At 29.3% G+C, this 12,499-nt stretch carries 10 protein-coding genes; 5 read left to right on the top strand and 5 right to left on the bottom strand.

Annotated features, from left to right (window positions below; all coding sequences use genetic code 11):
• Window positions 1-31: 31 nt before the first annotated feature.
• Both JYG23_RS08555 and JYG23_RS08550 read left to right on the top strand, forming a co-directional pair.
• Window positions 32-454 carry a hypothetical protein gene (locus JYG23_RS08555; protein WP_207235224.1) on the top strand — a complete coding sequence of 141 codons (423 nt, stop codon included), beginning with the start codon at window positions 32-34 and terminating at the stop codon, window positions 452-454.
• A 5-nt stretch (window positions 455-459) separates the two neighbouring features.
• A complete protein-coding gene (locus tag JYG23_RS08550) occupies window positions 460-1,818 on the top strand; it encodes a peptidoglycan-binding protein (RefSeq protein WP_207235223.1) in 1,359 nt (452 codons plus the stop codon).
• 52 nt (window positions 1,819-1,870) lie between these two features.
• Here JYG23_RS08550 and fba read toward each other — a convergent pair whose 3' ends face one another.
• A complete protein-coding gene (gene fba, locus JYG23_RS08545) occupies window positions 1,871-2,800 on the bottom strand; it encodes a class II fructose-1,6-bisphosphate aldolase (RefSeq protein ID WP_207235216.1) in 930 nt (309 codons plus the stop codon).
• A 244-nt stretch (window positions 2,801-3,044) separates the two neighbouring features.
• On the opposite strand from fba, the gene JYG23_RS08540 reads away from it, so the two are divergent.
• From JYG23_RS08540 to JYG23_RS08530, 3 genes are all read left to right on the top strand, one after another.
• Window positions 3,045-4,544, top strand: coding sequence for a carboxypeptidase M32 (locus JYG23_RS08540; protein WP_207235215.1), 1,500 nt, complete (start codon window positions 3,045-3,047; stop codon window positions 4,542-4,544).
• A gap of 264 nt (window positions 4,545-4,808) precedes the next feature.
• Entirely contained in the window at window positions 4,809-5,156 is a 348-nt protein-coding gene (locus tag JYG23_RS08535; protein ID WP_207235214.1) for a DUF1292 domain-containing protein, read from the top strand.
• A 100-nt stretch (window positions 5,157-5,256) separates the two neighbouring features.
• Window positions 5,257-6,969, top strand: a complete 1,713-nt coding sequence (locus tag JYG23_RS08530; RefSeq protein ID WP_207235212.1) for an ABC transporter ATP-binding protein — start codon at window positions 5,257-5,259, stop codon at window positions 6,967-6,969.
• Between the two features lie 64 nt (window positions 6,970-7,033).
• Here JYG23_RS08530 and JYG23_RS08525 read toward each other — a convergent pair whose 3' ends face one another.
• From JYG23_RS08525 to JYG23_RS08510, 4 genes are all read right to left on the bottom strand, one after another.
• Window positions 7,034-8,035, bottom strand: a complete 1,002-nt coding sequence (locus JYG23_RS08525; protein WP_207235211.1) for a phosphotransferase — start codon at window positions 8,033-8,035, stop codon at window positions 7,034-7,036.
• 36 nt (window positions 8,036-8,071) lie between these two features.
• A complete protein-coding gene (locus JYG23_RS08520) occupies window positions 8,072-9,805 on the bottom strand; it encodes a methyl-accepting chemotaxis protein (RefSeq protein WP_207235205.1) in 1,734 nt (577 codons plus the stop codon).
• A 229-nt stretch (window positions 9,806-10,034) separates the two neighbouring features.
• Entirely contained in the window at window positions 10,035-11,582 is a 1,548-nt protein-coding gene (locus JYG23_RS08515) for an ABC transporter ATP-binding protein (protein ID WP_207235199.1), read from the bottom strand.
• Window positions 11,569-12,366, bottom strand: a complete 798-nt coding sequence (locus tag JYG23_RS08510) for a metalloregulator ArsR/SmtB family transcription factor (RefSeq protein ID WP_207235198.1) — start codon at window positions 12,364-12,366, stop codon at window positions 11,569-11,571. Before JYG23_RS08510 ends, JYG23_RS08515 begins: the two co-directional genes overlap by 14 nt.
• Window positions 12,367-12,499: the final 133 nt, after the last annotated feature.

The following is a 12,499-nucleotide window of genomic DNA, read 5'->3' as shown; positions in this document are numbered from 1 at the left end:
AATATATCATATTAATCAGAGGGGAAGTATAATGAAAAAAAATAGTGATTTATTAATAAATAAGCTTAATGATGAAGAAATGATGCAGAATGAATTAGAGTTAGAAGAATTGCTTAGTGGTAAGGGTGGAATAATTTTTCAGGTAACAACAGCAGGAGGAAATTTGCCTATTGAAAATGCTAGAATTGTAATAAGCAGGCAATTAAATAATGATATATATTATGTAAAAGAGGTTTTAACAGATGAAAACGGTAAAACCGGAATTATACTTGTGGATGCTCCTACAGCTGATTTATCATTAACTCCGGGAAATGCAACTCCATTTTACACATATAAAGCTGATATTGAAGCTGATGGATATAAATTAATTACAGACAAAGAAATACAGGTGTTTGAGGGTATAGCATCTATTCAACCAATAATAATGCAGCCAATATATTATAGAAGGGTGTGAATATTGTGACTGTTTCAGAACAACCTATTATACCAAAGGATATAGTTGTACATTTAGGAAATCCAGATGACCCGAACGTAGAAAACATTACTGTCCCATTTCCAGAGTATGTAAAAAATGTAGCATCAAGTGAAATATATCCTACATGGCCAGATAGTTCTATAGATGCAAATCTATATGTAATTATTAATTATGCACTTAATAGAATCTATACAGAATGGTATAGAAACCAAGGATATGATTTTGATATAACCAATTCCACAGCATTTGATCAGGCATTTGTGAAAGACAGAGATGTATTCAGAAATATTAGTATAAAATCCGATGAATTATTTAATAACTATATTAGAAAAGAGGGTTCAATAGAGCCATACTTTACTTCGTTTTGTGATGGAGTAAAAGTAAAATGTGATGGATTATCACAATGGGGAACAGTGCCTTTAGCTGAAGAGGGAAAATCTGCATTGGATATATTAAAAAATTATTATGGTGATGACATAGAGATTGTTGAGAATGCACCTGTATCAGAGGATACTGAATCATATCCGGGTACAATATTAAGACTTGGAGATATAGGTAATGATGTAGCAACTATAGAGGTTAAGCTTAACAGGATTGGTAAAAATTATCCTGCAATACCGCAAGTAGAAGAAGATGGAGTATATGGACCGAAAACAGAAGAAGCAGTTAAGACATTTCAAAAGATTTTTAATCTTAACCCAGATGGTATTGTTGGTAAGTCTACATGGTACAAAATTAACTATATATATACAGCAGTTAAAGAATTAGGCGAATTAACATCAGAGGGTATAAGTGTAACAGATTTATATAGACCATTTGCAGATAAGCTTCAGCTTGGTTCTTATGGAATAGAAGTTAAAACATTACAGTACTATTTAGATTTTATCAGTTTTTATAATGATAATATAGACCCTGTTACAATTGATGGGATATTTGGAGAAAAAACAGAAAATGCGGTAAAGCAGTTTCAAAAGGAATATGGATTAGAAGTTAATGGAATTGTAGATCTTAAAAATTTCAGAAAACTTGAAGAGGTATATGATGATATATACAGCAGCATACCTCCTGAAACAATGAGTGAGTATGTTGATATCTATCCAGGATATGTATTGTTTTTAGGTTTATCTAACCCTAAAGTTACTTTAATACAGCAATACCTAAAACTAATATCAGAAAATACTGATTATGTTTCACCTGTTAAAGTTACAGGTGTATATGATAATCAGACTGATAAAGCAGTACGTCAAATACAGGATAGATTCGCAATACCTATAACAGGTACAGTAGACCCTGCTACATGGTACCAAATTATACAGCTCAAAGATAGTTTTCAAGAGGAATAAAAAATAAAGATTACACTTAACTAAGTGTAATCTTTTGTATAATATCTTATTTTTATCTTTTATCGCTACAACCAAGTACATCTTTAATTTTATGTTGTACCATATTTTTTATAGCTTCTCTTGCAGGTCCTAAGTATTTTCTAGGGTCAAATTCTTCAGGATGTTCTGATAATACTTTTCTAACAGAACCTGTCATTGCAAGTCTTAAATCTGTATCAATGTTTATTTTGCAAACACCTAATTTAGATGCTCTTTTTAACATTTCTTCAGGTACACCTTGAGCTCCTGGTACTTTACCTCCATATTGGTTACAAAAGTCAACAAATTCCCTCGGTACTGATGAAGAACCATGTAAAACTAATGGAAAATTAGGTAAAAGATTAGTTATTGTTTCTAATCTATCAAAATCAAGACTTGGTTCACCTTTGAATTTATATGCTCCATGAGAAGTTCCTATAGCAATAGCTAAAGAATCAACTCCTGTCTCTTTTACAAATCTCACTGCTTCTTGTGGGTCAGTATAAGTAGCATCTTTAGTATTAACTTTAACAGCATCTTCTACTCCTGCAAGCTTGCCAAGTTCAGCTTCAACAACAACTCCTTTTGCGTGTGCATAATCTACAACTTTTTTAGTCAGTGCAATATTTTCTTCAAGAGGTAATTTAGAACCATCTATCATAACAGATGTAAAACCACCATCTATACAGTCTTTGCATATTTCAAAGCTATCACCATGGTCGAGGTGAAGAACGATGTCAAGACCAGTGTCCTCAACAGCAGCTTCTACTAATTTTCTTAAATATATTGGACTTGCATATTTTCTTGCTCCTGCAGATACCTGTAGAATTATTGGTGCCTTTTCTATCTTTGCTGCATCTACAATACCTTGTATTATTTCCATATTATTAACATTAAAAGCACCTACAGCATATCCACCTTCGTATGCTTTTTTAAACATTTCAGTTGATGTTACAAGAGCCATATTAAACTCCTCCTATATTTCTATTTTTTTTAAATTACAAATAAAGTATACAATAACAGATATTAAAATGCAAGTAATTTATATGTTACAATAAATAATATTGCATTGCTATATGTGTTACAATAAATGACAATTTATCACGATATATGACACAATATATGCAATATTATAATTGTTGCAGTATCTTTTTATTAATGGTAATATATATGTATAAAGTTACCAGGATAATTATAAGGAGGCAAAAATGAAAGAGTTATTAAAAAAGTACGAAGAATTAAGAAAAAAGATTAAAGCATATGGTTATGCAATGTGGATGATTGGTTGGGATTCTGCCACAGAAGCTCCTAAAGGTTGCTTCGAAGAGAGAGGTAAATATTTAGGTATTTTATCTGAAGAATCATATAAGTTTGAAACATCTGAAGAATATACAAATGTAGTAAATGAATTATTTGACAATAAAGATAAATTAGACGAAGTATTAAAACATGAAATAATTGAAGTAAAAGATGGTATTGATAAAATTAAGAAAATACCTATGAACGAGTATATTGAATTTCAAATACTTACTTCCAATAGTCAAAATATTTGGGTAGAAGCAAAAACTAATAGTGATTTTAGTATTTTTAAACCTTGCTTAGAAAAAATAGTTATGTTTATGAAAAAATATACAAAATATCTTGAAACAGATAAACTTAAGGGATATGATGTTTTACTAGACCAATATGAACATGGATATACTACAAAAGAATATGATGAGTTTTTCAATTTACTAAAAAAAGAATTAGTACCTTTTGTAAAAAAAGTTACAGCTAAAAAATTAGCTTATAATGATAATTTTGAATCAAAGGTATATCCTAAGTTAGATCAAAAGAAATTCTGTGATTATATACAACAAGTTATGTGCTATGATACTGATAGAGGGTTGATGAAGGAAAGTGAACATCCATTTACATCTGGAGTTTCTTCAAGAGATGTTAGATTTACAAACCACTATTATGAAAATTTGCTTATTTCAAGTGTTTTTTCAGCTATACATGAGTTAGGACACGCAACATATGAGCAACAGGTTAATCCAGAGTATGATGAAACATTTAGCGGTGGTGGAGCATCAATGGCAATGCATGAATCTCAATCGAGATTTTATGAAAATATCATTGGAAGAAGTAAGGAATTTTGGATAAATCATTTTGATAAATTGAAAGAAACTTTCAAAGAACAGTTTAAAGATACAACATTAGAGGATTTCTTTATGGCTATAAATAAAGTTGAAAATTCTCTTATAAGAACTGAAGCTGATGAGTTAACATATCCACTTCATATAATGATAAGATATGATATAGAAAAAATGATATTTAATAATGAAATAGAAGTTAGTGACTTACCTAAAGTTTGGAACAAAATGTACAAGGATTATTTAGGAATTGATGTTCCAAATGATGCAGTTGGTGTTCTTCAAGATATGCACTGGTCAGATGGTTCATTTGGATATTTTGTAACATATGCTTTAGGTTCAGCATATGCTTCACAAATATACGACAAAATGAAAAATGATATAGATATAGAAAAGGCATTGTCAACAGGTACTACTAAAGAAATCAATGAGTGGCTTAAGGAAAAAATACATAAGTATGGTGCAACAAAATATCCTAAAGAAATTTTAAAAATAGCAACAGGTGAGGATTTTAATGCTATGTATTATGTTAATTACCTAAAAGATAAATATTCTAAAATATATGATATTTAAAAAGTTTTTATAAATATTTATATATGAGATATTTTGCAATTTTTTGTAGTATTATAATAATATAATTTCAGTTAAAAAGAAAAATTACCTTGCTTTTTAACTAGTTCTTTGATAAAGTTTTGTTAGTATATTATTTATTTGCTATTGATATGATTTTTCTAGGAAATTGACGATTAGCATTATTAATTATTTAATTCATAAATAATTAAATATTACATAAATATATACAATAATGCCAAGGGCTAATTAAGAAAGGATATTGATATGAGCGATAAAAAAGAAAATTGTAACTGTGGAAGCAACTGTGGTGATGACGATTGCTGTGATGATGATTTTGAAATAATGACATTAACATTAGAAGACGGTTCTGAGATTGAGTGTGCAGTTATAGGAATATTCCCAGTAGAAGAAAAAGAATACATTGCTTTAATTCCGGTAAATGATATTGATTCAGAAGATGGTGAAGTTTACTTATATGGGATAAATGAAACTGAAGACGGTGAAATAGATTTAATTTCTATAGAATCTGATGAAGAATATGAAAAAGTTGCAAAAGTATTTGATGAATTGATGGAAGAAGAATATTCTGACGAAGAAGAAGAACAAAAATAGATTAATTTATTTAAAATCAAGGCACTTTTGTAGTAATTATAAAAGTGTCTTAGTTTTTATTTTTATTTATATATCACAAATTTTAAGGAGCTTATAAAGAATGATTAAGAAATTTATATCGTATTATAAGCCTGTTAAATCTATTTTTATCATAGATTTGATATGTGCTTTTTTAGTGTCAATATGTGATTTGATGTACCCAACTATTACAAGAAATATTATTAATGATTATGTACCAAATCAAAACTTTAGTCTTTTAATTACTTGGTTGGTAGTTTTAGGTGCTATTTATATTTTAAAAGCTGGCTTAAATTATTACATAACCTATTATGGACATGTTATGGGAGTAAAAATGCAAATAAGTATGAGAAAAGATATTTTTACTCATCTTCAAAAACTACCATTTAACTATTTTGATGAAAATAAAACAGGCACAATTATGTCAAGAGTAATAAATGATTTAAAGGAAATTTCTGAACTTGCACATCATGGTCCTGAGGATTTATTTATATCTGGTGTTATGATTATTGGTTCTTTTATATTGCTTTGCAGAATAAATATACCTTTAACACTTATAATATTTGCATTTATACCATTACTTGTATGGTTTTCAATGAAGCAAAGAATTAAGCTGAGCGAAGCATTTATGAATACAAGAGTTAAAATAGGTGAAGTAAATGCTAACTTGGAAAATAGTATCTCTGGTATAAGAGTTTCAAAAGCTTTTAATAATTATGATTATGAAATAGATAAGTTTCAAGAGGGCAATAATGCCTTCGGAAGAGCAAGAAAGAAAGCTTACAAAGTTATGGCAGATTTTTTTACAGGAACAAAGTTCATAATGGATTTTTTGATTTTAGCTGTGCTTACTGGTGGTGGAATATTTTATTTTAAAGGAATAATTAATTTTGGAGATTTTACAGCCTATTTATTGTACATAGGAATGTTTTCTACACCAATAAAAAGACTAATTAGCTTTATTGAGCAATATCAATCTGGTATGACAGGTTTTAAAAGGTTTACGGAAATCATGAGTGAAGAGCCTGAAGAAGAAAGCGAAAATGCTAAAGAAGTAGGAATTTTGAAAGGTCAAATTATATTTGATGATGTTACATTTGCGTATGGTAACAATAAAAATATATTAAATGATTTAACCTTAAATATAGAAAACGGGAAAACGGTAGCTCTTGTAGGACCTTCTGGTGGAGGAAAAACTACACTATGCCACTTAATTCCAAGGTTTTATGAAATAGACGAAGGTATAATTATGATTGACGGAATAGACATTGCAGATATGACAAGAGAATCCCTAAGAAAAAACATTGGTATTGTACAACAAGAGGTATTTTTATTTACGGGTACAATATTTGATAATATATCTTATGGAAATGTAAACGCTACAGAAGAAGAAGTTGTTGAAGCAGCGAAAAAAGCAAATATACATGATTATATTATGACTCTTGAGTATGGCTACAATACATACATAGGGGAAAGAGGAGTTAAACTTAGTGGTGGTCAAAAACAAAGGATAAGTATTTCAAGAGTGTTTTTGAAAAACCCTCCAATTCTTATACTTGATGAAGCAACATCAGCACTAGATAATGCAACAGAGCAAATGATTCAAAGCTCACTAGAGGCATTGTGCAAAGGGAGAACGACTGTAGTTGTTGCACATAGATTATCTACTATAAAAAATGCAGATGAAATTATAGTATTTGGTGATGAAGGAATAAAAGAAAGAGGAACTCACGAAGATTTGATGAAATTAAATGGTGTATATACTAACCTTTATAATTCACAATTTAGAGATTAATAAATATAAAAACAAGGTATAGTCTATAAAAGCTATGCCTTGTTTTTATTTAGTTTGTTATATTTCAATCTAACCAATTTTTTACTAAAACTGTATTCTGTGCATACTGCCTTAGTGCCTTCATTGTACCAAATACTTGTTCTGTTCCTAATTCCTTTTCTTCTAAAGACGTACTCTCAATTCCCAATGATCGTTTAAAGCTATAATTAAGCCAACCAAGCATGCCACCAAATCCGCTTGCAAGTACCATTTCCCAATTCACTTGACAACTTCCGGCAATTGTTATATATGCGTTATATAGTGCATCAAATTTATCTTTGTCTAGTTCACCGTTACCCTTATTAGCCCAGTAATTTAACATTTCTAATAACTCTTGATATGGATTAACATAACCGGCAGATTCCCAGTCAATAATGTATGGATTATTATCTTTCCACATAACATTTTTTGGATCTAAATCCCTATGACTAAGTACTAAATAACCACTTAACAAATTGCAAGCTTCATTAAACTCCTTGTTCCACTTTTTTAATTTATCTATCATTTCAGATAATTCATGAACCCATTCTGCACTTATTTCTTGTCCTAATAATAAATATTTATCCCATTCATATATTTCTGTTTCATTCTTTTCCTTATGCATACCAGGAATTATAATATTCGCTGTATGCATCTTTCCTAGCAGGGTTCCCATCTTTATGCAGTTTTCTGAAGATATATGGGGTGGAAATATTGACATTCCATCTACCCATTCAAATATCATATAATACTGTCCATCCAACATTAATAACGGATTATCATTAAATTGCATGGCAGTTATTACAGGTACAATTTTATCAAGAGCTTTTGCTATTCGTTCGGAATTAACTATATGTTCTTTAACTCCATTTCTTTGCATTACAGAAGGATTTAATTCTTTAACAGCATATTTTTTATGTTTTGTAATTATCTGATACATTTTATGCATCAATCCACCTGTTACTTGCTTTGGTTCTTTAATCAATTTTTCCAAACCATATTTATTAAATAACTTTTCTATTTGTATATATGTTTCTGAATAACACATGATTTCACCTTAAATTCAGCTTTTATTCTTCAAAATTTAGTGCTTTTTTTCTATATCCTCAGAATCATCCGTTTCTTTCAATTTGAATTTAGAAATTAGCTCTTTCAAAATATTAGATTGACTCGATAATTCTTCGCTTGCTGCAGCACTTTCTTCAGATGTAGCTGCATTTGTTTGGACAACTGATGAAATTTGTTCCACGCCAAGGTTTATCTGTGCAATTGAAATAGCTTGATGGTCGGAGGCTTCCGCAATTTTATTAATTAGAGTAACTGAGTCACTTGTTATTTGTGCACTTGTTTCCAATGAGTGTGCAGTTTTATCTGCAATTGTGGACCCGTTTTCGACAGCTACAATGGTTTCTTCAATCAGTGCAGTGGTATTTTTTGCTGCTGCTGCTGATTTTCCAGCAAGGTTTCTCACTTCATCTGCAACTACGGCAAACCCTTGACCTGCAGAACCTGCACGAGCGGCTTCAACCGCAGCATTTAAAGCAAGAATATTTGTTTGAAATGCAATGTCATCAATTACTTTAATGATTTTTGAAATTTCAGTTGACTTAAAGGTGATTTGTTCCATAGCATGAAGCATATCTTTCATCTGTTCATTACTGCTATGTAATTCTTTCCCTGCAACTTCTGCCATGTCGGTTGCTGACTTGGCATTTTCTGCGTTTTCCTTAATCTCTGCTGTAATTTCAGTAATGGAGGCTGACAATTCCTCAATTGAACTTGCTTGCTCCGTTGCTCCTTGTGAAAGTGCTTGTGCACCAACGGATACTTGTTCAGAACCGCATGCAACTTGATCAGCTGATTGATTGATTTGTATTAACGTAAAATTTAAACTTTGAAGCAGTTTTTCCATATTATCCTTAAGCTTTTTAAATTGACCAACATAATTTTTTTCTAGTTTAACTAGTAGGTTTCCTTTTGAAATTTCGTTTAGAATATCTGATGTTTCATCAATATATCCTTGATAATTGATTAATTGCTGAATAGTAAGTTGAAAAGCTTCTGCTAGCTGTCCAACTTCATTTTGTGACTTCACGCAAAGCTCCACATCAAAATTGCCATTGGCAATTTTCTTTGCAGCAACAGTTACTTTTTCAATTGGTTTTGCAATGGACGTAGCCACAAAATAACTGATAATAGTAGCAATAATTAATACCACAATTATTGATATAATAATTATTTTTATTGTAGATTTCATTCCTTGATCTACAATGGAATGTACCGTTGTCATTGGTACACCCACAAAATAAACACCAATCATTTCGTTGTTCTTATCATACATCGGTTCATATTTTGTTATGTATTTTTCACCAAGTATATCTGCCTGCCCAAAGTATGTATTCTCCTTTGAAACTTCTTCATATGCTACTTCTGTTGGATTTAAAATAGTTCCAACGGCTCTTTCACCCTGATCATTTTTAATTGTAGTCAAAATTCTTGTGTAATCTTTCCCTGTTTTGCAAAAAATAGTTGCAACTAAATCCATCTTCTGAGATAAAGTATCTAAGTATTCATATCTTCCCTCAATTGGTTTAGAAAATTCATCCACCATCTCGCCCTCACGAGAAAGACACAAATAGCCAAATTGATCATCAAGATATTGCTTCATCATATTATTTCCAGCTGTTAATAGCTGTGTCTGAATGGTACTCTGAGTTAATTCATTACTCTCAAATAATACAATTGATACGGTTACTAATGATGAAACAATAACTATCAGCAAAATACTTAAAATTAATTTTGATTTTAAACTTTTCATTGTAGCCTTCCTTTCTTACTGTTCTCGAATTTTTTCTATTTTGAACAATAAATTATATGTTTTGAATATTTTACCATGTATGCAATCGTTTTTCAATTAATTTCGACATTTTTTTATATAGCTTTCTAATGATAGTATTTAATAAATCTGCAAATTCTTTAAAGGTTTAAAATAAATATAAAAATAAGGTATAGTCTATAATAACTATACCTTGTTTTTATTTATTTTGTTATATTTCAATGAATTTTGTTGCATAAGACTTTGGTAAATCATCATGTGATATAATAAATATAATTTTATCATTTTTAGCAAGCATTATTTGCTTAAAAATTTCATCAGAACTTTTCTTGTCTATATTGCTCGTAACTTCATCAAGTATTAAAACGTCAACATTATCATACAAAGCTCGAGCAATAGCAATTTTTTGCTTTTCACCACCAGATAAATTGCTTCCACCCTCTAAAATTTTATCATCTAAACTTTTATCTTTCAAAATACTAGCAATTATAGGCTCGTTTATAAGTTGGTTTTCAATTTCTTTACTGTATTCTTTGTTGAAAAATAAATTATCTCTCAGTGTTCCTTTAATAATTGGAACATTTTGTGATAGATAGTCTAATTTGCTTCTCAACGAAGCATTGGTGATACTATTTATATTTTCACCATTTATGTATATAGTTGATGCTTCTCTAAACTTTGGTAAAAGTTTTAATAACGTGGATTTACCTGATCCACTTTTTCCTTTAATCCAAACAACGTTTCCTTTTTCAAAATGTTCTTTTATATCTTTTGAAAGTTTTTTACCCTTGATAGCTAATTCTTTTATATCAAAATCGATAGTATCTATTGATTTAATAGTGTTTTCTCCATCAGGTTCAAGACAATTGTCCCATTCTTTTAGTAAATCTAGAGAAATTTTCATATCCCTTTTGCTTAAATTTGCATTAGTTATTATACTTACATTGTTAAAATACATTGGAAGTACAATAGTAAATAATACAAGTGTTATTGGAGATGTATTAGAGCTTGCAAATTGATAAACAACTAATGCTAGTACCATTGTTCTTACAATACCGTTGATTGAAGAAATTAGACTAGATGCACTTTGTGCAAATACATTAACATCCTTCATACTACCATAAATATTATTTAAAGAAGGGCTAAGCTGTGATATAATCTCATCATATGTTGCACATTGTTTTAAATAATCAGTTTGACCTACAAAAGAAAATACTTGTTGCCACCCACTAGCACACTGTTCTTGTAATTTTTTAGAACGTTTACTTAATTCCTTATTTAATGCTTTATACCCAAAATAATTTATTGGAATAATAAGTAGCATAACAGTAGTTATCAAAAGACTTTGAAAAGAAATTATAATTAAAATAACAGACATGACCAATATACTTGACCATATTTTAATATAATCACCAGTCATAAACGCATAAATATTATTTACAGCCTGAGCAATTCTTTCTACAAGGTTTGTAGGGCCTTCATCATTTATTTTATCGTAGGAGAGTTGAAAATATTTTTCAAGCATTGATTTACAGTTTTTAATATTAAAATTTTTAGCGAATTTTTCTCTGAAATAAATAAAAACCAACTGTAATACTAGTGATAACAATAGTGCACCTAATAATATTATTATTCTTGAAGTAGTAAAACCCACTGCATCAGACATCCAATAATTTAAAAGGATAGGGCTTATCAATGATGTTAATCCACTAATCAATATTAATATTATCATAAATATAAAAAAGTTACGATATTTCATTTATTACCTCCTTTAAAAAATTTATAAAATATTCTGTGTTCAAGTTATACTGTATTCCCTTTTGAATTTTATCACCTAATTTCATTGATACTATTCTGCATTCGCAAAGCTTTTTTATATGATGGTTTATAGTTGACAATGTAATATTAACCTTATCCGATAATTGAACAGGTGTCAGGGACTTTTTACTCAACTCCATAACTATTTTCAGGCGTGACTCATCAGACAATGCCTTAAACACTTCTATATATTCTTTAAATGTATGCTTTTCATCTATTGCTAAATCAAAGTCAATACCAACTGAAATAAATACACCAAAATTTTTAAAATAAAACATTCTAATATTTTTATCAGTTGAGCTTATATGATACTTAATTGGTGTAGTTTTAGCTATACTAACATTAATTATACGATTAAGTATTAAGGGTTGAGTTATAAGTTCTAATTGTTTTTTTCTTTTTTGTTCATCAACAGGTGTATTAATGTCATACTTTTTGAATTCATTTATGTAATCAATCTTTGAGTATAGAAATTCAATTTGAATTTTTTTATTTTCGCTATTTTTATCTGAAAGAATTTTAGTTAAAGCATCACCTTTACCTTCGATGGTTTCTTTGAAGAAATTTTCTATACTTGTGTTAAAACAATCATTAGGTACATTTTTTAATATACACCATGAACAGTATTTTAATAGCAAACTGTTTCCCATATCATCAGTTTTGCAGTAAGGTAATTGCCTATTTTCCTCTATAAATTTTACACATAAATCATAAACATCAAACATATAGTATCTCCTTTCATAACTATGATATTATTATGATATAACTATTTTATAAATATGTCAATATAATAATTAATATTTTTTTACAAGAGATACAATGATATAATTGTTTTTTGAAAATAATTAAGTTATAATA

The organism is Sedimentibacter sp. zth1, from assembly GCF_017352195.1.
Lineage (GTDB): Bacteria > Bacillota > Clostridia > Tissierellales > Sedimentibacteraceae > UBA1535.
Note: the sequence above shows the minus strand (reverse complement) of the source record. Positions and strands in the feature narration are given on the sequence as shown.

Coding starts and splice junctions, on each gene's coding strand:
- JYG23_RS08515 (WP_207235199.1), bottom strand. CDS start 11,582: ATGAAATATCGTAACTTTTTTATATTTATGATAATATTAATATTGATT.
- JYG23_RS08525 (WP_207235211.1), bottom strand. CDS start 8,035: ATGTGTTATTCAGAAACATATATACAAATAGAAAAGTTATTTAATAAA.
- fba (WP_207235216.1), bottom strand. CDS start 2,800: ATGGCTCTTGTAACATCAACTGAAATGTTTAAAAAAGCATACGAAGGT.
- JYG23_RS08555 (WP_207235224.1), top strand. CDS start 32: ATGAAAAAAAATAGTGATTTATTAATAAATAAGCTTAATGATGAAGAA.
- JYG23_RS08520 (WP_207235205.1), bottom strand. CDS start 9,805: ATGAAAAGTTTAAAATCAAAATTAATTTTAAGTATTTTGCTGATAGTT.
- JYG23_RS08530 (WP_207235212.1), top strand. CDS start 5,257: ATGATTAAGAAATTTATATCGTATTATAAGCCTGTTAAATCTATTTTT.
- JYG23_RS08510 (WP_207235198.1), bottom strand. CDS start 12,366: ATGTTTGATGTTTATGATTTATGTGTAAAATTTATAGAGGAAAATAGG.
- JYG23_RS08540 (WP_207235215.1), top strand. CDS start 3,045: ATGAAAGAGTTATTAAAAAAGTACGAAGAATTAAGAAAAAAGATTAAA.
- JYG23_RS08535 (WP_207235214.1), top strand. CDS start 4,809: ATGAGCGATAAAAAAGAAAATTGTAACTGTGGAAGCAACTGTGGTGAT.